General features: G+C 66.5%; 20 protein-coding genes and 1 pseudogene. 11 read left to right on the top strand and 10 right to left on the bottom strand.

The features are described from left to right. Positions 1 to 6 precede the first annotated feature (6 nt). From rsmB to def, 5 genes are all read right to left on the bottom strand, one after another. A complete protein-coding gene (gene rsmB / locus AC1DOX_RS11795) occupies positions 7 to 1,380 on the bottom strand; it encodes a 16S rRNA (cytosine(967)-C(5))-methyltransferase RsmB (RefSeq protein ID WP_441618803.1) in 1,374 nt (457 codons plus the stop codon). Positions 1,381 to 1,547: 167 nt separating this feature from the next. Continuing rightward, positions 1,548 to 2,408, bottom strand: a complete 861-nt coding sequence (gene htpX, locus AC1DOX_RS11790; RefSeq protein WP_441618801.1) for a zinc metalloprotease HtpX — start codon at positions 2,406 to 2,408, stop codon at positions 1,548 to 1,550. A gap of 126 nt (positions 2,409 to 2,534) precedes the next feature. Beyond that, entirely contained in the window at positions 2,535 to 3,200 is a 666-nt protein-coding gene (locus AC1DOX_RS11785; RefSeq protein ID WP_092138406.1) for a LysE family translocator, read from the bottom strand. Between the two features lie 37 nt (positions 3,201 to 3,237). Beyond that, on the bottom strand, positions 3,238 to 4,242 hold the full coding sequence (gene fmt, locus AC1DOX_RS11780; RefSeq protein ID WP_441618799.1) for a methionyl-tRNA formyltransferase: 1,005 nt from the start codon (positions 4,240 to 4,242) through the stop codon (positions 3,238 to 3,240). A gap of 115 nt (positions 4,243 to 4,357) precedes the next feature. After that, positions 4,358 to 4,864, bottom strand: a complete 507-nt coding sequence (def, locus tag AC1DOX_RS11775; protein ID WP_092138404.1) for a peptide deformylase — start codon at positions 4,862 to 4,864, stop codon at positions 4,358 to 4,360. Between the two features lie 159 nt (positions 4,865 to 5,023). Here def and AC1DOX_RS11770 point away from each other — a divergent pair, with 159 nt between their 5' ends. From AC1DOX_RS11770 to AC1DOX_RS11755, 4 genes and pseudogenes are all read left to right on the top strand, one after another. Further along, entirely contained in the window at positions 5,024 to 6,199 is a 1,176-nt protein-coding gene (locus AC1DOX_RS11770; protein WP_092138403.1) for a LysM peptidoglycan-binding domain-containing protein, read from the top strand. 135 nt (positions 6,200 to 6,334) lie between these two features. Then, positions 6,335 to 6,523 (top strand): annotated as a pseudogene (locus AC1DOX_RS11765) (DprA-like winged helix domain-containing protein); the annotation flags it as partial. A gap of 110 nt (positions 6,524 to 6,633) precedes the next feature. After that, a complete protein-coding gene (locus tag AC1DOX_RS11760; protein ID WP_092138401.1) occupies positions 6,634 to 7,035 on the top strand; it encodes a thioredoxin family protein in 402 nt (133 codons plus the stop codon). 165 nt (positions 7,036 to 7,200) lie between these two features. Next, positions 7,201 to 9,936: a DNA topoisomerase III gene (locus AC1DOX_RS11755; RefSeq protein WP_441618796.1), complete on the top strand. Its 2,736-nt coding sequence runs from the start codon at positions 7,201 to 7,203 to the stop codon at positions 9,934 to 9,936. A 99-nt stretch (positions 9,937 to 10,035) separates the two neighbouring features. Here the strand turns inward: AC1DOX_RS11755 and AC1DOX_RS11750 are convergent, their stop codons facing one another. Beyond that, positions 10,036 to 10,965, bottom strand: coding sequence for a LysR family transcriptional regulator (locus AC1DOX_RS11750; RefSeq protein ID WP_441618794.1), 930 nt, complete (start codon positions 10,963 to 10,965; stop codon positions 10,036 to 10,038). Between the two features lie 188 nt (positions 10,966 to 11,153). Between AC1DOX_RS11750 and AC1DOX_RS11745 the strand changes: the two genes are divergently transcribed. Next, positions 11,154 to 11,411 (top strand): hypothetical protein, encoded by a 258-nt coding sequence (locus AC1DOX_RS11745; protein WP_441618792.1) that lies wholly within the window; start codon positions 11,154 to 11,156, stop codon positions 11,409 to 11,411. Between the two features lie 138 nt (positions 11,412 to 11,549). Here AC1DOX_RS11745 and AC1DOX_RS11740 read toward each other — a convergent pair whose 3' ends face one another. From AC1DOX_RS11740 to AC1DOX_RS11730, 3 genes are all read right to left on the bottom strand, one after another. Beyond that, positions 11,550 to 11,987, bottom strand: coding sequence for a hypothetical protein (locus AC1DOX_RS11740; RefSeq protein WP_477101281.1), 438 nt, complete (start codon positions 11,985 to 11,987; stop codon positions 11,550 to 11,552). Positions 11,988 to 12,213: 226 nt separating this feature from the next. Continuing rightward, positions 12,214 to 12,408: a YbdD/YjiX family protein gene (locus AC1DOX_RS11735; protein ID WP_092138396.1), complete on the bottom strand. Its 195-nt coding sequence runs from the start codon at positions 12,406 to 12,408 to the stop codon at positions 12,214 to 12,216. Positions 12,409 to 12,423: 15 nt separating this feature from the next. Beyond that, on the bottom strand, positions 12,424 to 14,496 hold the full coding sequence (locus AC1DOX_RS11730) for a carbon starvation CstA family protein (protein ID WP_441621343.1): 2,073 nt from the start codon (positions 14,494 to 14,496) through the stop codon (positions 12,424 to 12,426). A gap of 374 nt (positions 14,497 to 14,870) precedes the next feature. On the opposite strand from AC1DOX_RS11730, the gene AC1DOX_RS11725 reads away from it, so the two are divergent. Next, positions 14,871 to 16,319, top strand: coding sequence for a cache domain-containing protein (locus tag AC1DOX_RS11725; RefSeq protein WP_441621341.1), 1,449 nt, complete (start codon positions 14,871 to 14,873; stop codon positions 16,317 to 16,319). Next, positions 16,316 to 17,011, top strand: coding sequence for a response regulator (locus tag AC1DOX_RS11720; protein WP_441621339.1), 696 nt, complete (start codon positions 16,316 to 16,318; stop codon positions 17,009 to 17,011). The genes AC1DOX_RS11725 and AC1DOX_RS11720 overlap by 4 nt, the downstream gene beginning before the upstream one ends. A gap of 121 nt (positions 17,012 to 17,132) precedes the next feature. Here the strand turns inward: AC1DOX_RS11720 and AC1DOX_RS11715 are convergent, their stop codons facing one another. Further along, positions 17,133 to 18,989, bottom strand: a complete 1,857-nt coding sequence (locus AC1DOX_RS11715) for a phosphoenolpyruvate carboxykinase (GTP) (protein ID WP_441621337.1) — start codon at positions 18,987 to 18,989, stop codon at positions 17,133 to 17,135. A gap of 554 nt (positions 18,990 to 19,543) precedes the next feature. On the opposite strand from AC1DOX_RS11715, the gene AC1DOX_RS11710 reads away from it, so the two are divergent. From AC1DOX_RS11710 to AC1DOX_RS11695, 4 genes are all read left to right on the top strand, one after another. Continuing rightward, positions 19,544 to 20,557 (top strand): D-2-hydroxyacid dehydrogenase family protein, encoded by a 1,014-nt coding sequence (locus AC1DOX_RS11710; protein ID WP_441621335.1) that lies wholly within the window; start codon positions 19,544 to 19,546, stop codon positions 20,555 to 20,557. 133 nt (positions 20,558 to 20,690) lie between these two features. Continuing rightward, positions 20,691 to 21,869, top strand: coding sequence for an MFS transporter (locus AC1DOX_RS11705; RefSeq protein WP_441621333.1), 1,179 nt, complete (start codon positions 20,691 to 20,693; stop codon positions 21,867 to 21,869). Between the two features lie 58 nt (positions 21,870 to 21,927). Further along, positions 21,928 to 22,572: an MOSC domain-containing protein gene (locus AC1DOX_RS11700; RefSeq protein ID WP_441621331.1), complete on the top strand. Its 645-nt coding sequence runs from the start codon at positions 21,928 to 21,930 to the stop codon at positions 22,570 to 22,572. A gap of 237 nt (positions 22,573 to 22,809) precedes the next feature. Next, positions 22,810 to 24,042, top strand: a complete 1,233-nt coding sequence (locus tag AC1DOX_RS11695) for an efflux RND transporter periplasmic adaptor subunit (RefSeq protein WP_441621329.1) — start codon at positions 22,810 to 22,812, stop codon at positions 24,040 to 24,042.

The following is a 24,042-nucleotide window of genomic DNA, read 5'->3' as shown; positions in this document are numbered from 1 at the left end:
TTGAAATCAGGCGCGTTTCTGGAAGCGGGCGTAGTAGAAGCCATCATGATCGGATGGCAGGCTTGCCTCGCCAGCGGCATCGCCACTGGCCGTTTCAGGCGCCTTCGTACCGGGCAGCAGTTGTCCCGGCGCCTGCAATCGTATCGCATCTGGTAGCTGCGCACCAAACCAGAGCGCCTGCTCTTCGCCTTCCGTTGGGAAAATAGAACAGGTCACATAAACGAGAATGCCGCCCGGCTTCAGCAGTGGCCACAGCTGCGAAACGATGCGCCGCTGTTCGTTGATCAGGCGCCCAATATCGGATTCGCGCCGCAACCAGCGGATGTCCGGATGCCGCCGCACAATGCCCGAGGCCGAGCACGGCACGTCCGCCAGGATGCGGTCGAACTGCTGGCCGTCCCACCAGTCCTTAGGACGGCTGGCATCACCCACGATGACCTCGGCGTTCTGTCCCAGCCGGGCGAGATTGTCGTGAATGCGCGCGGCACGCTGCGCGTCGGTTTCCACCGCGGTCACATGGATGTCGGCGAGCTCCAGCAGATGGCCGGTCTTGCCGCCAGGTGCCGCACAGGCGTCGAGCACGCGCATGCCATCAGAAACTTCGCACAGTGGTGCCGCCAGTTGTGCGCCGGCGTCCTGCACGGAGACGTCGCCTTCGGCGAAACCGGGAACCTGCGCAACGGGGAACGCGCGCACCAGCCGCACTGCCTGCGTGCCCACGGCTGTGCCGGCCATGCCGGCATTGGCGAGCTGCGTCAGGTATTGCGCCACCGAGATGCGCGAGGTGTTGACGCGCAGGGTCATCGGCGGACGCGTGTTGACGCTCTCCGCCAGCGTCTGCCATTGATCCGGATATGCGTTGCGCAGTTGCGTGAGCCACCAGCCCGGCAGGTTCCAGCGCGCTTCCTCGTCCTGGCTGACGGTCTGCATCAGCGTTTTGCGCTCACGCAGGAACCGGCGCAGCACGGCGTTCACGAGGCCGCGCGCATGCGCGGTCTTGGGCTCGGAAGCCGCCGCGCTGACGGCCTGGTCCACCACCGTGAATTCGCTGTAGCCGCCGCGGCCAGGCTTCTCGGCTTCGCCTTGCTCGCCTTCCAGCAGCAGCGCCAGGGCCACGGCCAGCAAGGAATCGACGAGGGCGCCAGGCGGGCGCGTCACGAGCTGGGTGACCAGCGCGCGGGTGGTGCCGAACTGGCGCACGGTGCGGTAGGCCAGGTCCTGCACGGCGCCGCGTGTGGCGGCATCGCGCACGCGGTCCAGGCGCAGTTGGGCGGCGGCATCTTCAATGGCCTGCGGCAGTGCCGTGCCTTCGTGGACGCCGCGAACAGCCGCGGCGGCGCCGAGCATCTGGAAGGCAAGGGAATCGTGGGGCAGGCGCATGGGTATGACGAAAACTCGGAAAATCGAAAATCTGTGGAAAGCGACGCATAACGGGTCACGCGCCCCGGCGGGCAATAAAAATACCCGCTGGCTCCGATCGGAACACAGCGGGCAGTTTACCCGTTGTCGGACGGGTTGCCGGATTCACGCAGCGGACGGGGTGGCGCTCAGGCCGGATAAGTGCCCGTCTGGGCCATGTGCATCAGGCGTGCAATGCGTTCCTCGGTGGCCGGGTGAGTCGAAAACAGGTTGGCGATGCCGCCGCCCGACAGCGGGTTCATGATCATCATCTGTGCCGTGGCCGGGTGCTCCTCGGCCGCCTGGAACGGAATGCCCTGCGCGTAACGGTGGATCTTGTCGAGCGCGCTGGCCAGGGCCTGCGGATCGCCACTGATCTCCGCGCCACCGCGGTCGGCCTCAAATTCGCGTGAGCGCGAGATCGCCATCTGGATCAGCGATGCCGCCAGCGGCGCCAGGATGGCCACGGCGATGCTGGCGATCGGATTCGTCCGATTGCCATTTTCGTCGCGGCCACCAAAGAACATCGCCATGTTGGCCAGCGCCGAGATCGCACCGGCCATCGTGGCCGCAATGGTCGAGGTCAGGATGTCGCGATGACGCACGTGCGCCAGTTCGTGAGCCATCACGCCGCGCAGTTCGCGGTCGGACAGCACGCGGAGGATGCCCGTGGTGGCGGCCACTGCGGCGTGCTCGGGATTGCGGCCCGTGGCAAACGCGTTGGGCGCGTCCTCGTTGATCAGGTACACGCGCGGCATGGGCAGGCCGGCGCGCTGCGCCAGCTCCTGCACCATGTTGTAGAACTGCGGCGCGGTGCTGGCGTCGACTTCCTGCGCGTTGTACATGCGCAGGACCATCTTGTCCGAGAACCAGTAGGAGAAGAAGTTCATCCCGAGCGCGATCAGCAACGCGAACATCATGCCGCTGCGTCCGCCGATCATGCCGCCGATGACGATGAACAGCGCCGTGATGGCTGCCATCAGCATGAAGGTCTTGACCCAGTTGAACATGGCTTGCGCTCCATTTCGTCAGACGCGTACCCGCCCCTGCGGGACGCGATGACAGTTAGATAGTGCCGGGACGGTGGAAATTCAATGCCAGTTGCTGGGTTTTACGCGGATGGCCGGCTTGCCGGCCTATCGCTGCGTCAGGGCCAGCCGCGCGCCCAGGCCGATGAAGGCCGTGCCCACCACGCGATCCAGCCAGCACTTCAGGCGTGGCGTCTGCCCGACCTTGCGTGTCAGGGTTCCGGCCAACCAGGCGACCAGCGAGTTCCAGATCGTCGACATCAGCACCATGACGGCGCCAAGCAGCAGGAACGCCGCCGCCTGGTGCCCGGCACGCGGATCCACGAACTGTGGGAAGAACGACACGAAGAAGAGCACCACTTTCGGGTTCAGCACGTTGGTCAGGAATCCCTGCATGAACAGGGCCCGCAGGCTGCGATGACCGTTGCGCGGCTGATCCTGCGCGCCATCCGGCTCCCCGGCCAGCGCGGTGGAGCGCGACGCTCCCAGGCGCGGCCAGATCAGCTTCACGCCCAGCCAGACCAGGTAGGCTGCGCCGGCGAACTTGATGACCGTGAAGGCGGCCGGCGATGCCGCCAGCAGCGCGGTCAGCCCGAAAGCTGTGGCCAATGCGTGCACGCAGCATCCGGCACTCACACCGAGCGCGGACATCACACCGGCCGCGCGGCCCTGTGCCACGCTGCGTCCGACGATATAGGCGGTATCCGGCCCGGGCGTGATGTTGAGCAGGAAGACGGCGCCGACGAACAGCGGCAGATCGATGATGCCAAACATGGCGTGAGGGCGTGGGTGTGGAACAGGACGAGTCTGATTATGCCTTGGCGTCGGGGACGGCACAGCGTGTGCCTGGCGGCAGCGGCATTGCCTGGAGAAACTGTTGCGCGGGCTGGCGGCGCCCCCCGGGTTTCTGGAGTTCGGTGACCTGCAGCGCACTGCCCTCCCCGCACGCGATGATCACGCCGGCGGCATCGGCCGCCAGCACGGTCCCCGGCGGGTGAGGCAGGCTGGTAGACGCGGCCAGCGGCAGCGCCTGCCAGCACTTGATGACCGTATCGCCCACCTGCACCGTGGCGCCCGGGAACGGGTTGAACGCGCGCACCTGGTTGGCCAGCGCCGCGGCCGGGCGGGTCAGGTCCAGCGGCGCTTCTTCCTTGGCGATCTTCTCGGCATAGGTCACGCCGGCTTCTGGCTGTGGCGTGGCGGGCAGCGGCTGGCCGGCGGCGAGCTGGCGCAGCGCATCGACAATCATGCGGCCGCCCAGCGCGGCCAGCGTGTCGTGCAGGCTGCCCGTGGTGTCCGGCGTGCCGATGGGCACCGCCTCGCGCGCCAGCATGGCCCCGGTATCGAGCCCTTCATCCATCTGCATCAGCGTGATGCCGGTTTCGGCGTCGCCGGCCTCGATCGCGCGGTGGATCGGCGCCGCGCCGCGCCAGCGCGGCAGCAGCGAGGCATGGATGTTCAGGCAGCCGTGGCGCGGCAAGGTCAAGACCTCCGCCGGGAGGATCAGCCCGTAGGCGGCCACGACCATCACATCGGGGGCGATCTCCGCCAGTGCATCGACGGCGGCGCCGGCCTCCTCGGGATACTTGCCCTGGCGGCGCAGCGACCGCGGCTGCAGCACCGGGCCGAGTCCGGCGTCCAGGGCGAACTGCTTGACGGGGCTGGCCTGCAACTGCATGCCGCGGCCGGCGGGGCGGTCCGGCTGGGTTAGGACGGCGACCACCGGAAATCCGGCGGCATGGATGGCCTCAAGGGCGATGCGCGCGAATTCCGGCGTGCCGGCAAAGGCGACGCGCAGTGGCTGGGCTTGAGTCATGGCAGATGTCCGCGATAAAACGACACCGGCCGCATAGCGGCCGGTACGTGTGTGTTCTTCGGAAGATGTAACGATAGCAGACCCCGCGCCCGGGGCGGCGCTACGGACGGCGTTGTTACATCCGCGACCGTACGCGCTTTTGCAGCTTTTGCTTGATGCGGTTGAGCTTGAGCGGCGACAGGTATTCAACGAACACCTTGCCCATCAGGTGGTCCATCTCGTGCTGTATACATACAGCCAGGATATCGTCGGCATCGAGTTCGAAGCTCTCGCCCTTTTCATTGAGCGCGCGCACCTTCACGCGATCGGGCCGCTCCACGCGGTCGTAGACCTCGGGCACCGACAGGCAGCCCTCTTCCCAGACCTTGCGGTTGTCGCTGGCCCAGATGATTTCCGGGTTGATGAAGACCTGCAGTGCGTCGCGGGTCTCGGACACGTCGATCACCACGACGCGCTCGTGCACGTCCACCTGGGTTGCCGCCAGGCCGATGCCGGGTGCTTCGTACATGGTCTCGGCCATGTCCTTCACCAGTTGGCGGATGCGGTCGTCCACCACCTCCACAGGCTTGGCCACTTTGTGCAGGCGGGGATCGGGGTAGGTGAGGATGTCGAGTTTGGCCATGATGCTCGGGCGCAACGCCGGGTGCAGTCCACTGCCCGGCCGCGTTGCGGCGACGGGGGTTTCCATGCAGAATCGGGGCGCTAGTACAAAAATCAAGGCGCGCCGCAGCAGGCACGCTCTCCAGGGTCAATCCGGTCGTCTACCGGCCGGTTCACGAAAATGCGCGATCTTACCAAAGAACAAGCGGCGTCGGGCCGCAGGCTGCACGCGTTTACCCTCCTCATGCTGAGTGTCGCTGGCGTCACTGCCGGAGTCGGCATGACCGTCCAGGCCGCCGACCTCGGCGTCTCGCCGACGCAGTTGGCCCAGGCCGACCGGACGGCCCAGCAGGGCATCCCGGTTTCCGATCTGTCTCCCACTGCGCCAAGCCAGTACACGGTACGTGGCGGCGACACCCTGTGGGGCATCTCCGGACGCTTCCTGCGCCAGCCCTGGCGCTGGCCCGAGCTCTGGGGCATGAACAAGCAGCAGGTCCAAAATCCGCACCTCATCTATCCGGGCCAGGTGCTGTACCTGATTCAGCGCGATGGCCGTGCCTACCTGTCGACGACCGCGCCAGGCGGGGCGAGCGGCGACAGCCGCCTGTCACCGCGTGTCCGCGGCGAAGGCGTGGACGGCGACGCCATCCTGAGCATCCCGGCGGGCGATATCGAGCCATTCCTGTTCCGTCCGCTGGTGGTGGACCAGGGCACCGTCGATACCTCTGCACGTATCGTGGCACTGCCGGACGCCCGCGTCTACATGGGTCGTGGCGACTCGGCCTATGTGCGCGGCATCGGCGTGACGGACGCTGCCATCGGCAGCGACTGGCAGGCGTTCCGGCCGGCCAACCCGGTGCGCGATCCGATGACGCAGAAGGTCATCGGCTACGAGGCCCAATATGAAGGCAGCGTGCGCGTGGCGCATGGTCCGGAGGGCCCGGATGGCGTCAGCACCGTGCTGGCCACCCAGTCGCTGCAGGAAATGGGGCCGGGCTCGCTGCTGCTGCCCCAGCCGCCGCGCGAGCTGGTTCGCTATGTGCCGCACGCGCCGGAATCCGACGTAAATGCCCGCATCGCCGCGGTCTATGGCGGCGTGCAATACGGCGGCGCCAAGCAGGTGGTGGTGCTGAACGCGGGTACCAACGCCGGCTTGGAACCGGGGCACGTCCTGTCGTTGTCGCGCGATGGCGGCAAGGTGAAGGACCCGACCGACCGCAACCGCGCAATCACGTTGCCGGATGACCGCTACGGGCTGGCCTACGTCTACCGCGTCTTCCCGGGCATCGCATATGCGCTGGTGACGGACGCGACCAACCTGATGAAGGTCGGCGATATCGCCACGACGCCGCGTTGACAGGATGCCGCGCGCCTGCGGGCGCGCCTTCTTCCGGGCCGGCGCTTGCGCCGGCTGCCGTTGTCACGACAACCGAAACGACACGCGACCCCGCTGACGTCGTGGCGTGGCTGCGCCTGACCGCCACACCGGGCGCAAGCGGGTCCGCTGGCCATCCCTTCCGACGCGCTCGGCGCCGCCCTCGCCTATGATCCTGTCACGTTCGATGCGTTGTGCGAGCGCAGTGGCCTGACTGCGGAGGCGGCGTCCACAACACTTTTGCAGCTGGAACTCGCGGGTGCGGCCGAGCGCCTGCCGGGAAACCGCTATCGCCGGCTGGCCTGACCTTGCGAGGACGCGACGACGATCAATTTTCGAGGTGCAGCGGCCCGTCGCGGCAATATCGCTACAATCTGCCGCATCCGGTGCCGCCTGAGGCTCATGTTTCAACCGTCATGACCGTTTACTTTCCCGAACAAGATCCCGGCGCCGTCCGCCAGGCGCTGGCCCAACGGCCACGTGGCCGGCTGGTGGCCTGCCTGTGCGCGGACTGGTGCGGGACGTGCAAGGAGTACATGAGCGGGTTTGCGGCGATGGCCGGACGCCATCCTGACGATTGCTTTGTGTGGATCGACATCGAAACCCACGCCGACCGACTTGGCGAGGACATCGACATCGAGAATTTTCCCACGGTGCTGATTCAGCCGATTGGCGGTGGCGCACCGCATTTTTACGGCACAGTGCTGCCGCACCTGGAAGTACTGGGGCGCATGCTGGACCGCGGCGTAGCGATGCCGACGGCCACATCGGAAATCCCTGAAGTGCTCGACTGGTTGCTTGAGAACGACGACCGCTGAGTCTTACTGCCGCCCGCTGCGCGGGTGGCGTTTGCTTGCACGGCCGTCGGAACCGCGCTTATTATTGGCGCCTCAAAGCCCCAGCCGTGCTGTTTACATAGTTTGCAGTGCAATTCAAGAGGCGCTGACTTCCCATGAGGGAGCGGTGCCGCAAGGACCCGTTCAATGTCTAAAGCCCTCATCATCGCGGAAAAGCCATCGGTCGCCGCCGATATCGCGCGCGCCCTCGGGGGCTTTGCCAAGCACGACGAGTACTTCGAGAGCGACGACTACGTGCTGTCCTCGGCCGTTGGCCACCTGGTGGAAATTGCCGCCCCGGACGAATACGAGGTCAAGCGCGGCAAGTGGAGCTTCGCCAACCTGCCGGTGATTCCGCCGCATTTCGACCTGCGCCCGATCGCCAAGACCGAGTCGCGCTTGAAGGTGCTGAACCGCCTGATCAAGCGCAAGGACGTGACCGCGCTGATCAACGCCTGCGATGCGGGGCGCGAGGGGGAACTGATCTTCCGCCTGATCGCGCAGCAGGCCAAGGCCAAGCAGCCGGTGCGCCGGCTGTGGCTGCAGTCGATGACGCCGCAGGCCATTCGCGACGGGTTCTCCGCGCTGCGCGAGGATCTGGAAATGATGCCGCTGGCCGATGCCGCCCGTTGCCGTTCCGAGGCCGACTGGCTGGTCGGCATCAACGGCACGCGCGCCATGACCGCCTTCAACAGCAAGGGTGGCGGCTTTTTCCTGACCACGGTGGGCCGGGTGCAGACCCCGACGCTGTCGATCGTGGTGGAGCGTGAAGAGAAGATCAAGCACTTCGTACCGCGCGACTATTGGGAAGTCCACGCCGAGTTTATCGCCGCCGGTGGCCTGTACGAAGGCCGCTGGTTCGATCCCAAGTTCAAGAAAAGCGAGTTCGATCCCGAGGCGCGCGATTCGCGCCTGTGGAGCGAGGCGGAAGCCAAGAGCATCGTGGCCGCCTGCCGCGACAAGCCGGGCACCGTCACGGAGGAGTCCAAGCCGTCGACGCAGCAGTCGCCGGCCCTGTTCGATCTGACCACGTTGCAGCGCGAAGCCAACTCGCGCTTCGGCTTCTCGGCCAAGAACACGCTGGGCCTGGCCCAGGCGCTGTATGAAAAGCACAAGGTGCTGACGTACCCGCGTACCGATGCGCGCGCGCTGCCCGAGGATTACCTCGACACGGTCAAGCAGACCATGGACATGCTGGCCGACAGCTCGCCGAACTACCTGCCGCACGCAAAGAAGATTCTTTCCAGCGGCTGGGTCAAGCCGAACAAACGGATCTTCGACAACAGCAAGATCAGCGACCACTTCGCTATCATCCCGACGCTGCAGGCGCCCAAGAACCTGTCGGAACCCGAGCAGAAGCTGTACGACCTGGTCGTGCGCCGCTTCTTGGCCGTGTTTTTCCCGGCGGCCGAGTTCCAGGTCACGACCCGCATCACGGAGGTGGCCGGCCATCACTTCAAGACCGAAGGCAAGGTGCTGGTCAACCCGGGCTGGCTGGTGATCTACGGCCGCGAGGCTCAGGGCGACAAGGATGCTGCCAACCTGGTGCCGGTGGCCAAGGGCGAGAAGGTCAAGACCGACAAGGTCGAGAGCGTCGGCCTGACGACCAAGCCGCCCGCGCGCTACAACGAAGCAACGCTGCTGTCCGCCATGGAAGGTGCCGGCAAGCTGGTGGACGACGACGCCCTGCGCGAAGCCATGGCCGGCAAGGGCCTGGGCACGCCGGCGACGCGCGCGGCCATCATCGAAGGTCTGCTGACTGAGAAATATCTGGTTCGCGAAGGCCGCGAACTGATTCCCACAGCCAAGGCGTTCCAGCTGATGACGCTGCTGCGCGGCCTGGGCGTGGAAGAACTGACGCAGGCGGAACTGACCGGCGAGTGGGAGCACAAGCTCTCGCAGATCGAGCGCGGCCGCCTGAAGCGCGACGAATTCATGCGCGAGATCGCGCAGATGACGCAGCAGATCGTCAAGCGTGCCAAGGAATACGACAGCGACACGATCCCCGGCGACTACGCCACGCTGGACACGCCGTGCCCGCAGTGCGGTGGCCAGGTCAAGGAGAACTACCGCCGCTTTGCCTGCACCGCGTGCGAGTTCTCGATCAGCAAGATCCCCGGCGGCCGCCAGTTCGAGATCGAAGAGGTCGAGGAACTGCTGCTCAAGAAGGAAATCGGTCCGCTGCAGGGCTTCCGCAGCAAGATGGGCCGCCCGTTTGCCGCCATCCTCAAGCTGGCCAAGGATGACGAAGACCACTGGAAGATGGAGTTCGACTTCGGTCAGAACGATGACGAAGGCGATGGCGAGCCGGTGGACTTCAGCGAGCAGACGCCAGTGGGCAATTGTCCGAAGTGCGGCGGCTCGGTCTACGAGCACGGCATGAAGTACGTGTGCGAAAACGCCGTCGGCGCGCCCAAGTCGTGCGATTTCACGACCGGCAAGATCATCCTGCAGCAGGAAATCTCGCGTGAGCAGATCGGCAAGCTGCTGACCGACGGCAAGACGGATTTGCTGACCGGTTTCAAGTCGTCGCGTACGGGACGCAACTTCAAGGCCTTTCTGGCCAAGCAGCCGGACGGCAAGATCGGCTTCGAGTTCGAAGTGCGCGAACCCAAGGCCGGGGCCAAGGGCGCGGCGGCCAAGACCGCTGCCAAGGGTGCCGCGAAGGGTGCCGCCAAGACGGCCGAGGCCGAGGTAGCGCCGGTGAAGGTCGCCGCCAAGAAGGTGGCTGCTAAGAAGGCGCCGGCGAAGAAGGCCGCGGCCAAGGCACCGGCCAAGACGGCTGCAACCAAGACGGCTGCCACGAAAACCGCGGCAACCAAGACCCCTGCTGCCAAGAAGGCCCGCGTCGCTGCCAAGGCAACGGCTGACGCCGAAGAGTAATCGCTCACCAGCGGCTGGGGCATCCGCCCCGCCGCTGTCTTCCCTCCGCGCCTCCCCTGCTCGTCCCCCTGCTCGTCCCCCTGCGTTTCTTCCCTGCGCTTACTTGTGCGTGTGCGCCACCGTCGGGGATGCCTCGACGACGCGCTTGTTCCCTTCCTCAAGCAGGAAATCGATAAACGCCCGTACCTTGGTCGGCAGGAACTTCCGGCTGGGGTAGACCACGCTCACGTCGCGACGCGGCAACTGGTACTGCTGCAGGATGTGCGTCAGCCGGCCGGCTTCGATGTTGGGCCGCGCCAGGTAGGACGACAACATCGCGATACCCATATTGGCCAGTGCCGCCTGGTGCGCCAGCGCGGCATTGCTGCACAGCAGGCCCGGGCGGATTGGCACGGTCAGTTCGCCCTCGGGGCCGGACAGCGTCCACTCGTGCTCGGCATTGGGCAGCCGCATGGCGATGCAGCGGTGGTTGGTCAGGTCGTGGGCGTTGCGCAGCGGGGGATGCTCGCGCAGGTAGCCTGGGGATGCGCAGAGAATGATCTCCGCGGAAATCAGCGGCCGCGCCACCAAGTGCGAGCCGAGCCCCAGATCTGACAGCATCACGCCGACGTCCCGGCCCTCTTCCACGATGTCGACAATCCGGTCGGACAACTGGACGTCGAAGACCACATCCGGATAGAGCCGCTGGAAGCGTTCCAACGTCTGCGGCAGCAGGTGCAGGCCGAACATGACCGGGGTGACCAGCCGCAGCGTGCCCGATAGCGACTGGCTCCGCGCGGTGACGACGGACTCCGCCTCTTCCACGTCTTCCAGGATCTGGGAACAGCGCTGCAGATAGGTTTCGCCGGCATCCGTCAGGGACAGGCTGCGCGTCGTGCGGTTGAGCAAGCGGGTGCCGAGATGGCTCTCCAGGTCCGCCACATAGCGCGTCACGACGGCGTTGGACATCTCCAATTGCTGCGCCGCACGGGCAAAGCTGCCAAGCTCGACCACTTTGGCGAAGACGCGCATCGATTGAAGCCGATCCATGACATAGTCTCCCGATTACCCCGTGAACCTTTACACGATCCGGGCGATTTATTGTTGAAACCACAATCAATCATTGTGGAGCGCAATATTTATTCATATCAGGGAAATGCCTAATATCGCAGCATCTGGTGCCGCATCGCAGCAAACATACGTCGAGGCTGGCATCTTCCAAACAAAAAGGATTCGCCATGAAGCGCCAATTTGCCCTGATCGCTGCCCTGACCCTGGCCCTGTCGGCCGCCCCCGCCTTCGCCAAGGCTGGCAAGTTCGACACCTTCACCGACGGCGCCAAGGCCGGAAAGTTCGATACCTTCACGGATGGCGCGAAGGCCGGCAAGTTTGACTCCTTCACCGATGGCGCTCGCTCCGGTGGCAAGTTCGACACTTTCACCGACGGTGCCAGGGCCGGCAAGTTCGACGTCTACACCGACGGCGCCGCCATCTGATTCGCACCTCGGCATTCGACAAAAAGCCCGTACCTTCCCGGTACGGGCTTTTTGTTTGTGCGCTGCAGCGCGGACCCGGGACAAAAACTCGGGATAAAAAAACGGGCCGCGATGGCCCGTTTCTCATTGCTGCGATGATTAGTCGTCGTGGTGATGACGGCGATGCTTGCTGCGCTTGTAGTAGCTGCGGTCGTCGTCGTAGGAGTTGCTGCGCGACACATTGCCGCCCAGCGCCGCGCCCGCGGCGCCACCCAGGCCGGCGCCTACCAGGCCACCGGTGCGGCCGCCCATGGCGTTGCCGGCCGCCGTACCGGCGCCGCCACCCAGGGCACCGCCGATGATGGCGCCGGTGCGCTCGCGACGGTTGGAGGTGACTGCGCCACCGGCGCCGCCGCCTACCGCGCCGCCGATCACGGCGCCGGTGCTGCCGCCGAGCGCGCCGCCCACGGCGGCACCCGCCACGCCACCCAGGCCGCCGCCGAGTGCATTGTTGAGGTCACCCCCTGCAAACGCCGGCAGTGCTGCTGCCGAAAGGGCAAGGGCCAGGGTCAGGTTGCGAACAGGATGGCGAGACATCATTTTTTCCTTGGTTGAGTCGTGCATCTGGAAGCGGAGTGTAGAGAAGGAGCCCTGCCGTTGCTGTAACGAGTTGTGAGGCCCTGTAACCCACTCCAGAAACGGTATCTAACGGCGCAAAGCCGCAGCGTAAACGCAACAGGGCGGCCCCGCGGGACCGCCCTTGTGATCTGCAAGGCATGCGGGCTGGCCGATGACGATCAGCCCGCCCGCCGCGCCGCGCAGTCTAGCAGCACTTGCCCTGGCCGCCGCCGTAGCGGGCCTCCTGGCGTTCGCGGAAAAACTCCTCGTACGTCATGGGCGCGCGGTCGGGGTGCGTGCTTTCCATGTGGGCCACATAGGTCTGGTAGTCGGGGAGCCCGACCATCAGTCGCAGCGATTGGCCCAGATAGCGGCCCATGGTGCCGATTTGTTCCAGCATGGCGGCCCTCCGCGATCAGGATTGTGCCGAAGCCGCGCCAGGCATCGGCTCGAACGGCGTTTCGCTGTCGGTCCGGCGCGACTGGTTGCGGGCCTGCATCGCCGTCCTGAACCCGTAGAACACGATCGACAGCACCACGAACATGAACAGCGCGCACAGGCCGGCATCCAGGTAGTCGTTGAAGACGATGCGGTGCATCTGCTCCATCGACTTGGCCGGCGCCAGCACCTTGCCCTGGGCGATGGCATCGCTGAACTTTGCCGCGTGGGTCAGGAAGCTGACCTTCGGATCGGCGTCGAACAGCTTCTGCCAGCCGGCGGTCAGCGTGCAGATCAGCAGCCACACGGTAGGCACCAGCGTTACCCAGGCGTACTGGCCGCGCTTCATCTTGACCAGCACGCACGTGCCCAGCACCAGTGCCACGGCGGCCAGCATCTGGTTGGAGATGCCGAACAGCGGCCACAGCGTGTTGATGCCGCCGAGCGGATCCACCACGCCCTGGTAGAGGAAGTAGCCCCAGGCAGCCACGGTCAGCGCCGTGGCGATCAGGTTGGCCGGCAGCGAATCCGTGCGGCGCATCGACGGCACGAAGCTGCCCAGCAGGTCTTGCAGCATGAACCGGCCGGCGCGGGTGCCCGCGTCGACGGCGGTCAAGATGAACAGCGCTTCGAACAGGATGGCGAAGTGGTACCAGAAGGCCATCATGGCCTGCCCGCCGACCACCTGGTGCAGGATATGGGCGATGCCCACGGCCAGCGTCGGTGCGCCGCCGGCGCGCGAGATGATGGTGTTTTCGCCCACGTCCTTGGCGGTCTGGATCAGTACGTCGGGCGTGATGACAAAGCCCCACGTCGACACGACCTGCGCCACGGCATCCGGCGTGGTGCCGATCACGGCGGCCGGGCTGTTCATGGCGAAGTACACACCGGGTTCGATCACCGACGCGGCCACCAGGGCCATGATGGCGACGAACGACTCGGCCAGCATGGCGCCATAGCCGATGAAGCGTGCGTGCGACTCGTTCTCCAGCAGCTTGGGCGTGGTGCCCGACGAGATCAGCGCGTGGAAGCCCGACACCGCGCCGCAGGCGATGGTGATGAAGAGGAACGGGAACAGGTTGCCCGACCACACCGGGCCACCGCCTTGGGCAAACTGCGTGAAGGCCGGCATCTTCAGCTCCGGCGCCACGATCAGGATGCCGATGGCCAGCGCGATGATCGTGCCGATCTTCAGGAACGTCGACAGATAGTCGCGCGGTGCCAGCAGCAGCCACACCGGCAGCACGGCCGCGATGAAGCCGTAGATGATCAGCATCCAGGTCAGCGCCTTGCCGTCGTACGTGAACAGCGGTGCCAGCGTGGCGCTCTCATGCACGTACTGGCCGCCGATGATGGCCAGCATCAGCAGCACGAAGCCGATCACCGACACCTCGCCGATGCGGCCCGGGCGGATGTAGCGCGTATAGATCCCCATGAAGAGCGCGATGGGGATCGTCACCGCCACGGTGAATGTGCCCCAGGGCGAGCCCGCCAGCGCCTTCACCACGATCAGCGCCAGCACCGCCAGGATGATGATCATGATCATGAAGCAGCCGAACAGCGCGATCATGCCGGGCACGGTGCCCATCTCGGACTTCACTAGGTCGCCCAGGCTGCGGCCGTCGCGGCGCGTGGAGATGAACAGGATCATGAAGTCCTGCACCGCACCCGCGAACACCACGCCGGCCAGGATCCACAGCATGCCGGGCATGTAGCCCATCTGCGCGGCCAGCACGGGGCCGACCAGCGGTCCGGCACCGGCGATCGCGGCAAAGTGGTGGCCAAACAGCACCGCCTTGTTGGTCGGCACATAGTCCAGGCCGTCGTTATGGCGCCAGGCGGGCGTCATGCGTTTGGGGTCCAGCTGCATCACCTTGTCGGCAATGAAGCGGCTGTAGTAGCGGTAGGCGATCAGGTAGATGCAGAGCGCGGCAACCACGATCCACAGTGCGCTGACGGCTTCCCCGCGCGACAGCGCGACGGTGGCGAAGGCAAACGCGCCGAGGACGGCGACGGCCAGCCACAACAGGTGTTGTCCGATGCGATTCATGATGAAGGGTCTCCTCAGACCGGATTGAAAGGCCTGCGGCGACGGGAGGCGGGCAGCGGGGTGGTGCCGGGAATGGCGGCCGTGGACGATCCTGCGGTGAGGGGGGTCTCCTGGATGTCTGCGGCGCGCCCGGTCTGTTCTCGTCTGATCCGGATCTTGTCGTGCAGGCAGGCAGTGCAGACCGACATTGGCTTCGGGATGCACCTACTGCGTCAGATTGCATCCGGCGAAAGACCCCGGCGCATTCCGGCGTGTAGTATTGACACCCGCCCATGTCGGCACAAGCGCGTAACTACGCAACATCGCTGCGTAGTAGTACGCAGGCCGACGATGTATAGCGGCCTTGCCGGCATCGGTGTTTACCCCCGGGTCAGATGAAACTCCGCCAAAAGATACTCTTGCTCGCCGTCGCGCCGCTTGCCGTGGCCATGTTCGGCATCGCGCTGGCCGTACGCTACCAGGCCACCGCGCTGGCGCGGCACGAGCGTGCGCTGGTGGAGGCCGCCTACCTCCAGAGCAAGGAAATGGAGCTACGCCACTACGTGGAGCTGGCGCAGAGCACCATCGCGCCGATGGTGCGCTCGGGCCGCAACGATGTGGCCACGCGCCAGGCCGCCATGGAAGCGCTGGCCCGGCTCGACTATGGCCCCGACGGCTACTTCTTCCTCTACGACCTTCAGGGCCGCAACCTGATGCACCCACGCCAGCCCGAGCTGGTGGGGCAGGATTTGTGGCTGATGCGTGACCCGCAGGGGGCACTGACGATCCAGCAACTGATTGCCGCGGCCAAGGCTGGCGGCGGTTCGGTGCGATACCAGTGGCGAAAGCCCTCCTCGCAGCAACTGGCGCCCAAGCTCGGCTACGTGGTGGCGGTGCCCGAGTGGGGCTGGATGCTCGGCACCGGCATCTACCTTGACGATGTGGAGCAGACGCTGCGTCAGCTGGACGCGCGCGCCGAGACCGATATCCGCGAAACCATGGCGTGGATCGGCGTGATCGCGGGCATCAGCATCCTGCTGGTGGCGGCCAGCGGGCTGGCCCTCAACGTGAGCGAACACCGCGAAGCCGACGCCAAGCTGCGCCAGCTGGCGCAGCGCGTGGTGCAGTCGCAGGAAGAAGAGCGCGCGCGGCTGTCGCGCGAACTGCACGACGGCATCAGCCAGTTGCTGGTGTCGGTCAAGCTGGTGCTGGAAGCCGCCACCAACCGCATCCGGCTGGCGCCGACCGAAGGCGCGTCCGTGGCGCCCGTGCTGGGCATGGCGCTCGCCCGGCTCGATTCCGTCTTCAACGAAGTGCGACGCGTGGCGCGCAACCTGCGCCCCGCCCTGCTCGACGACCTCGGGCTATTCGCCGCGTTGCAGCACCTGGCGCGGGAGATGCAGGCGGGTAGCTCGCTCGGGGTCAAGGTGACGCAGACCGGGCAACCGCGCGAACTGTCCGACGACCAGGCCACGGCGCTGTTCCGCATCGCGCAGGAGGCGCTGACCAATGTGGAGCGTCACGCGCACGCCAGCCGCGTTGATGTGGCGCTCGAGTTTGCCGAGACGGCCACGCGGCTGACCGTGCGTGACAACGGCACCGGCTTCGACGTGGCCCGCATGCAGGTCGATCCGCGCCGTGGCATCGGCCTGCGCAATCTGCGCGAGCGCATGGCCGCGCTGGGTGGGCAGTTCGATATCGTCTCGGACCCGGGCGGCACGCAGATCGTCGCGGCGTTGCCGCCGGCGCCGCCGAAACCCCCGACATCCCCGGCCGACGACCGGTCCCCGACGGCAGCGCACACCGCAGCCCCTACTTCGACTTCCGATTTTCCGCAGTCATGACCTACCCGCACGATGAGGCCCCCGCGCTCACCGCGCCCGCCCGGAGCGCGCCGGCCCGCGTATTGTTGATCGACGACCATGCGCTGGTGCGCGACGGCATGCGTATGCACCTGTCGCAGCAGCCGGGGCTGGAAGTGGTCGGTGAAGCCGACGATGGCGAGGCCGCGCTGGCGTGGCTGGCCAACCTCGACGAATCCCGGCGCCCGGAACTGGTGATAACCGATATCGGCATGCGTGGCATGGGCGGCATCACGCTGGCGGGCGCGCTGCACGAGCACTACCCGGAGCTGGCCGTGCTGATCGTCTCGATGCACGACAACCTGGAGTACGTGCGCCAGGCCGTGCGGGCCGGCGCGCGCGGCTACGTCCTGAAGGACGCTCCGGCTGACGAACTCCTGGCGGCCATCCAGGCCGTGCTGGCGGGCCGCGTTTTCTACAGTGCGCGCATTGCGCGCGGCATGGCCGCGCAGACCGTCGGGCCGCTCGATGCGCTGACGCCGCGCGAGCGCGAGATCCTCAACGCCATCGGTCGCGGACTCGCCAACAAGGAAATTGCCGCGCAGCTTGGCGTGTCGGTGCGCACGGTCGAAACCCACCGGCTCAATCTCAAGCGCAAGCTCGCCATCGACGGTCGCGCCGGACTGGTCAAGTACGCGGTGCAGCAACTTGGCACGGACGCGGAAGGCAACTAGGCGGGCAAAGAGAAGGCAACAGAATGGCCGGCACCAATGGGCTAGCTAGCCGACAACGGGCCGGACTTGAAAAAAGGGCGCCACGCGGGCGCCCTTCCATTCTTGCGGCAACGCGCGCGGCTTAGGCCGCCAGGCGCTTGGCCAGCGCGTCCTTCGTTTCCACGAGGGCTTGCGGCAGGTGGTGCTTGAGCTGCGCGAACAGCTCGTCATGCAGCGCCAGTTCCTGCTTCCACGCGTCATGGTCGATCGACGTGACCAGGTTGAACTGCTCGGCGGTGAACGACACGCCGTTCCAGTTCAGGTCGGCATAGCGCGGCGACGTGCCGAACACGTGCTCCGCACCCTGACCCTTGCCTTCCACGCGATCGATCATCCACGACAGCACGCGCATGTTCTCGCCGAAGCCCGGCCACACGAAGTTGCCTTCGGCGTCCTTGCGGAACCAGTTCACGCAGTAGAACTTCGGCAGCTTGGCGCCGGTGGCTTCCAGCTTCTTGCCCAGCGCCAGCCAGTGGCCGAAGTAGTCGCTCATGTTGTAGCCGCAGAACGGCAGCATGGCGAACGGGTCGCGGCGCACCACGCCTTGCTGGCCAGCGGCCGCGGCGGTGGTTTCGGAACCCATCGTGGCGGCCATGTAGACGCCTTCGGTCCAGTTGCGTGCTTCCGTGACCAGCGGCACGGTGGTGCTGCGGCGGCCGCCGAAGATGAACGCGTCGATGGCCACGCCAGCCGGGTTGTCCCAGTTGTCGTCGATCGACGGGCACTGCGACGCCGGGGCCGTGAAGCGGGCGTTCGGGTGCGCGGCCTTGGCGCCGGTCGCCTTGGCGATCTCGGGCGTCCAGTCCTTGCCTTGCCAGTCGACCAGATGGGCCGGCGCTTCCTTGGTCATGCCTTCCCACCACACGTCGCCGTCATCGGTCAGCGCCACGTTGGTGAAGATGACGTTTTCCTTGAGCGTCGCCATCGCGTTGTAGTTGGTCTTCTCGCTCGTGCCCGGGGCCACGCCGAAGTAGCCGGCTTCCGGGTTGATCGCGTACAGGCGGCCATCCTGGCCCGGCTTGATCCAAGCGATGTCGTCGCCGATGGTCGTGACCTTCCAGCCCTCGAAGCCCTTGGGCGGGATCAGCATGGCGAAGTTGGTCTTGCCGCAGGCCGACGGGAATGCCGCGGCCACGTGGTACTTCTTGCCCTCGGGCGAGGTCACGCCGAGGATCAGCATGTGCTCGGCCAGCCAGCCTTCGTCGCGGCCCATCGTCGAGGCGATCCGCAGCGCGAAGCACTTCTTGCCCAGCAGCGCGTTGCCGCCGTAGCCGGAGCCGAACGACCAGATCTCGCGCGTCTCGGGGAAGTGCACGATGTACTTGGTCGGGTTGCACGGCCACGGCACGTCTTTCTCGCCGGCGGCCAGCGGCTTGCCCACGGTGTGGACGCACGGTACGAACTCGCCATCCGCGCCCAGCACGTCGAACACGGCGCGACCCATGCGGGTCATGATGCGCATGTTGACGGCCACGTACGGGGAATCCGACAGCTCCACGCCGATATGGGCGATCGGCGAACCGAGCGGGCCCATCGAGAACGGCACCACGTACAGCGTGCGGCCGCGCATGCAGCCGTCGAACAGGCCGGAGAGCGTCTGGCGCATGTCGGCCGGGGCGGTCCAGTTGTTGGTGGGGCCGGCGTCTTCCTTCTTGTCGGAGCAGATGAAGGTGCGGTCTTCCACGCGCGCCACGTCGGACGGGTCGGACAGGGCCAGGAAGGAGTTCTTGCGTTTGGCCGGATTCAGGCGGCGCAGGGTGCCGGCGGCGACCATCTGTTCGCACAGGCGGTCATATTCCTCCTGCGAGCCATCGCACCAATAGATGCGGTCCGGTTTGGTCAGCGCGGCGATGTCGGCAACCCAGGCGACCAGTTTCTGGTTCTTGACCCAGGCCGGCACGTTCAGTGCCGGAGTGCCTTGCATTGTGGGATGGTTCATACAGCAACTCCAAAGCGAAAAAGAAAACCTGGCGAAGTCCGGCCGACGGCGTCCGGGCGGTTGCTGCGGGGAAAGTCGGTCGGTGGAGGCAGTGCCGCACAGGTTCGATCTTCATCGATGTTCGGCAAGATGCACCCCGCCATGTGACCGTCACATCCCGTTACAACTCGGGGACAACCAAATCCGCGCAAATTGTCACGGAGGTCCCTGCGGCTGCGATACAGTTGCGCTTCGCCCGCGCATGGCGGGCGGCAGGGGCCGGTCGGGCCTTGTCCGGCGACAAACAGGTGACGGGAGCGTGGCTCGACCAGCCTGTCGCGTCGCAGGAGCGGGCAAGGATACCACCGCGGCAATCCCCTGTTTTTTGCTGCGCAGCATTGTTCCGCCTGCCAGAACGCCTGTGCGCCGGGGTCGATCGTCGTGCCGCAAGTCGGACTGGCCCATGTCTGCTGTCAATGTTGTGTCAGGGAAGCCAACAATACTGTCGGGCGCGCGCCGATTCTGTTGCCGCGCGCACCAAGCCGCCACCAGTCATAAGAGTCACCGAGTCACACATGAAGATTGCCGTTCTCGACGATTACCAGGACGCCGTACGCAAGCTGCCGTGCTTTGCACTGCTCGAAGGCCATGACATCAAGGTCTTCAACAACACCGTCAAGGGCGTGGGCCAGCTGGCCGCCCGCCTGTCGGACGTGGAAGCGCTGGTCCTGATCCGCGAGCGCACGCGCGTGACGCGCCAGCTGCTGGAAAAACTGCCCAAGCTCAAGATCATCAGCCAGACCGGCCGCGTGGGCAGCCACATCGACCTGGAAGCCTGCACCGATCGCGGCGTGGCCGTGCTGCAGGGCGTGGGATCGCCCGTGGCGCCCGCCGAACTGACCTGGGCGCTGATCATGGCGGCCCAGCGTCGCATTCCGCAGTACGTGGCCAGCCTCAAGCACGGCGCCTGGCAGCAGTCCGGCCTGAAATCGACCACGATGCCGCCGAACTTCGGCCTGGGCCAGGTGCTGCGCGGCCAGACGCTGGGCATCTGGGGCTACGGCAAGATCGGGCGCCTGCTGGCTGGCTACGGCCGGGCCTTCGGCATGAATGTGCTGGTCTGGGGCCGCGAGGCCTCCCAGCAGGGGGCGCGCGAGGACGGCCTGAACGTGGCCGCGTCCGCCGAGCAGTTGTTTGCCGAGAGCGACGTGCTGTCCCTGCATCTGCGGCTGGCCGACGAGACCCGTGGCATCGTCAAGCTGGCCGACCTGCAGCGCATGAAGCCGACGGCCCTCTTCGTCAATACCAGCCGCGCGGAACTGATCGAGGAAAACGCGCTGGTGGCCGCGCTCAACCGCGGCCGGCCGGGCATGGCGGCGGTGGATGTGTTCGAATCCGAGCCGATCCTGCAGGGCCACGCGCTGCTGCGCATGGAAAACTGCATCTGCACCCCGCACCTCGGCTACGTGGAGCGCGACAGCTACGAGCTCTACTTCCGCACCGCGTTCCAGAACATCCTGGACGTGCTGGCCGGCAAGCACGACAGCATCGTCAATCCCAAGGCGCTCACGCCTGCGCTGTCGCGCTGATTCATCCAGGAGACGCCGAGTCTCATCGAGCGTCTCCTTCCCCACATTGCCGCAGGTCTGACGGGCGGCAAAACCGCTACACTCGGGGCAATCTTTCCGCCCCAATCTCCTTTTTCCTTCGGTTTCGGCCCTCATGGACCCCAGGCTACTGACGCTCTGCGTCGGCAATTTCGTCATCGGCACCGGCGCGATGATCGTCACCGGCATGCTGAACGATATTGCCGCCGACTTCGGCCTGGGCGTTGCCAGCGCGGGGCAGCTGATCTCCGTATTTGCCGTGGCGACGTGCGTCGGGGCGCCGCTGTTTGCCACGCTGGGCTCGCGGATCGACCGGCGGTTGCTGCTGTGCGCGGCGCTGCTGATCTATGGCGCCATGCACCTGGCCGCGGCGTTGGCCCCGAGCTTTGCCGCCCTGATGGCGATCCGCTTCATGACGGCCATCGGCGCCGCCATCTACACGCCGCAGGCCGCCGCCACGCTGCCGCTGCTAGTCGATGCCCGCACGCGCGGGCGGGCCATCAGCTTCGTCTTCCTGGGGTGGAGCGTGGCCAGCGTGGTCGGCATGCCGATGGGCACCCTGATCGCCAGCACGCTGGGCTGGCGCTTCAGCATGGGCATCGTGGGCGTGCTGGCGCTGGCCGTCGCCGTGGCGGTATGGCGGGCCATGCCGGGAGGACTGCAGGTGGCACCGGTCGGCCGCACGGCGTGGGCCGCGGTGCTGCGCCACAAGCCGATCATGCTGGTGGTCATGACCACGATGATCCAGTCCGCCGGCATGTTCACCATGTTCACGTATATCGCCCCGCTGATGCGGGACGTGCATGGCATCGGCGGCGGTGCGCTGAGCCTGATGTTCCTGGCCTACGGCGCCTGCGGCGTGGCCGGCAACGTGCTGGCGGCATCGCGCATGGATCGTGTCACGCCCAGCCGGATCGTCCAGGTGGCGCTGCTGACGTCGCTGGCGGCGATGCTGCTGTGGCCGCTGGCCGGGCTGCACACGGTCCTGCTGGTGGCGCTGTTCATGCTGTGGGGCGTGGGCGGGTTTGCCACCAACAGCGCGCAGCAGGCGCGGCTGGTGGCCCTGGGGCCCGACAAGGCCGCCGCGTCGATTTCCCTGAATTCCTCTTCGATCTACCTTGGCCAGGCGCTGGGCGCCATGGTTGGCGCGGCCATCTACACCATGGCCGGTCCCGATGCGCTGCACTGGGGTGCGGCGGCGCTGATCGGACTGGGACTCGCGATTTCGCAGCGGGCGCGGGCGCTCGGCTGCCACTGGACACCACCAGGAAGGACGCAGCAGACATCCCCGTAGACAGTCAGCGCGGGACAGGTATCCCGCGCGGGCCCCGCCAACGCAAGGAGGGCGTACCGTGGCCGAATACGATCCCCGTCCCAACCCCGCCGGCGCAGGTGGCGCCGCGACCGGGCGCGTGCTGGCCGTGAACGTCGGCACGGCGCTGCCGCTGGTCGTGGCCGGCGCCGGCACCGAAGCCGTGGTGCTGTCCGCCATCCGCAAGCACCCGCTGAGCACCCTGCACCATCCCATCGCCGTCGGCGTCCATCGGCTCGGGCTGGCCGGCGACGAACAGGCTGACCTGACGATCCATGGCGGGCTGGACAAGGCGGTCTACGCGTATCCCATCGAGCATTACACCTGGTGGAACACGCGCCGGCGCGAGGCCGGCGTGGAGGAAGCCGAGCGCCCGCTCGCCTTCGGCGCCATGGGTGAAAACCTGACCACGCAGGGATTGCTGGAGTCCGCGCTGTGGATCCGGGATCGGATCCATATCGGCGAGGTCGAGCTCATCGTGGAGGCGCCCCGCCAGCCCTGCTACAAGCTCAACGCCGTGATGGGTTATGCCCATGCCGTGCGGGACATGCTGCAAAGCGGCTTTTCGGGCATGTACCTGAGCGTGGCGATGCCCGGCGTGATCCGCGCCGGCGACACCGCCACGGTGATCCCCGGCCCGCGCGAAGTGTCGGTGGAAAGCATCAGCCGCCACGGCCATCGTTAGTCCCGAGTGGCCCGCGCCGGGTTTTCTGCTAATGTTTTAATTCTGATACAAGCGATCCGGCCGCCTCCTCCCACGCGGGCAGGACATCCATCCCCACGGTCGCTGTAACGGTTCGTAATACAACGCGCTAGCCGGAGCGGCCAAGGCGCGGTACTAGTAGCGGTTTGCGCGGGCCAACCGGCTCCAAGAAGCCGGCGCCAGGGAGCAGCGCGCCATGCAGTGTTTGAGGGTCCTCACATGAAAACAGACGGGATCGACCAGCCGAAGGGCTTCGTCGATGGCAACTGGAGCGCGGCCGCCAGCACGGGCCGTGGCCGGACTTCGCCCTGGGTGGCAATCCTGGTGGTATTGGTGGTCGGCGGTGCCGGCTGGTACGGCTGGAAGACCTGGTTCGCGCCAAAGCCGGTGGCCAAGGTGCCGGACGCCACCGCAGTGGCGACGGCCATCGTGCAGCAGGGTGACGTGCCGCTGGAAGTGACCGCCAACGGCACTGTCACGGCGATGCAGACCGTGGAGGTGCGCCCGCAGGTGTCCAGCACAGTCCAGACCGTGCATATCAAGGAAGGCCAGACGGTCAAGCCGGGTGACCTGCTGTTCTCGCTCGATACCCGCATGGACGAGGCCAACCTCGCCAAGGCACGCGCGCAGCTGATGCGCGACCAGGCGGACCTGGCCGACGCTCGCCGCACGCTGGTACGGAGCCAGGAACTGCTGCAGCGGAATTTCATCTCCAAGAGCGCCGTGGATACGGCCCAGGCCAAGGTGGATGGCTTCGAGGCCACCATCCGTGCCGACCAGGCCGCCATCGAGGCCAGCCGCGTGGCCACCAGCTACGGCGCCATCCGCGCCACGATCGGCGGCCGTACCGGCGTCATCAACGTCTTCCCGGGTTCGCTGGTCACGCCGACCAGCGCCGTGCCGATGGTGATCGTGGCCCAGATCGCGCCGATCACCGTGACATTCACGCTGCCGGAGCGCCAGCTGGCCGCGCTGCGCGAAGCGTTGCGCGTGGGTCCGGTCCAGGTGACCGCGCTGCCCAACGATGGCAGCAAGGCGCCGGTCACCGGCAAGATCACGTTTGTGGATAACACTGTCGATCCGCAATACGGCAGCATCCGCATCAAGGCGACGTTCGACAACGCCGAGCATCGCCTCTGGCCCGGCACCTATGCCAACGTGAACGCCACGGTGCAGGTGCTCAAGGGCGCGCTGTCCGTGCCGCCGCAGGCCGTGGTGACGGGCCCCGAAGGGCGCTTCGTCTACACCGTGCAATCGGACAACAAGGTGGCGCGCGTGCCGGTGCAGGTGGTGGCAACCACCGCCGCCGCCGCGATCATCGAAGGCGTGCAGCCCGGCACCCGCGTGGTGACCGAGGGCGCGCAGAACCTGCGCCCGGGCAGCCAGGTGCGCGAGGCCCGCGCGCGCGGTGCCTCGGCGCCGGCCGCCCCGACCACCGCCGACAAGCACTAA

The organism is Cupriavidus sp. 01L415 (genome assembly GCF_056400065.1).
This window is presented reverse-complemented; position numbering and strand designations above follow the sequence as displayed.

Coding starts and splice junctions, on each gene's coding strand:
- rsmB (WP_441618803.1), bottom strand. CDS start 1,380: ATGCGCCTGCCCCACGATTCCCTTGCCTTCCAGATGCTCGGCGCCGCC.
- htpX (WP_441618801.1), bottom strand. CDS start 2,408: ATGTTCAACTGGGTCAAGACCTTCATGCTGATGGCAGCCATCACGGCG.
- AC1DOX_RS11785 (WP_092138406.1), bottom strand. CDS start 3,200: ATGTTTGGCATCATCGATCTGCCGCTGTTCGTCGGCGCCGTCTTCCTG.
- fmt (WP_441618799.1), bottom strand. CDS start 4,242: ATGACTCAAGCCCAGCCACTGCGCGTCGCCTTTGCCGGCACGCCGGAA.
- def (WP_092138404.1), bottom strand. CDS start 4,864: ATGGCCAAACTCGACATCCTCACCTACCCCGATCCCCGCCTGCACAAA.
- AC1DOX_RS11770 (WP_092138403.1), top strand. CDS start 5,024: ATGCGCGATCTTACCAAAGAACAAGCGGCGTCGGGCCGCAGGCTGCAC.
- AC1DOX_RS11760 (WP_092138401.1), top strand. CDS start 6,634: ATGACCGTTTACTTTCCCGAACAAGATCCCGGCGCCGTCCGCCAGGCG.
- AC1DOX_RS11755 (WP_441618796.1), top strand. CDS start 7,201: ATGTCTAAAGCCCTCATCATCGCGGAAAAGCCATCGGTCGCCGCCGAT.
- AC1DOX_RS11750 (WP_441618794.1), bottom strand. CDS start 10,965: ATGGATCGGCTTCAATCGATGCGCGTCTTCGCCAAAGTGGTCGAGCTT.
- AC1DOX_RS11745 (WP_441618792.1), top strand. CDS start 11,154: ATGAAGCGCCAATTTGCCCTGATCGCTGCCCTGACCCTGGCCCTGTCG.
- AC1DOX_RS11740 (WP_477101281.1), bottom strand. CDS start 11,987: ATGTCTCGCCATCCTGTTCGCAACCTGACCCTGGCCCTTGCCCTTTCG.
- AC1DOX_RS11735 (WP_092138396.1), bottom strand. CDS start 12,408: ATGCTGGAACAAATCGGCACCATGGGCCGCTATCTGGGCCAATCGCTG.
- AC1DOX_RS11730 (WP_441621343.1), bottom strand. CDS start 14,496: ATGAATCGCATCGGACAACACCTGTTGTGGCTGGCCGTCGCCGTCCTC.
- AC1DOX_RS11725 (WP_441621341.1), top strand. CDS start 14,871: ATGAAACTCCGCCAAAAGATACTCTTGCTCGCCGTCGCGCCGCTTGCC.
- AC1DOX_RS11720 (WP_441621339.1), top strand. CDS start 16,316: ATGACCTACCCGCACGATGAGGCCCCCGCGCTCACCGCGCCCGCCCGG.
- AC1DOX_RS11715 (WP_441621337.1), bottom strand. CDS start 18,989: ATGAACCATCCCACAATGCAAGGCACTCCGGCACTGAACGTGCCGGCC.
- AC1DOX_RS11710 (WP_441621335.1), top strand. CDS start 19,544: ATGAAGATTGCCGTTCTCGACGATTACCAGGACGCCGTACGCAAGCTG.
- AC1DOX_RS11705 (WP_441621333.1), top strand. CDS start 20,691: ATGGACCCCAGGCTACTGACGCTCTGCGTCGGCAATTTCGTCATCGGC.
- AC1DOX_RS11695 (WP_441621329.1), top strand. CDS start 22,810: ATGAAAACAGACGGGATCGACCAGCCGAAGGGCTTCGTCGATGGCAAC.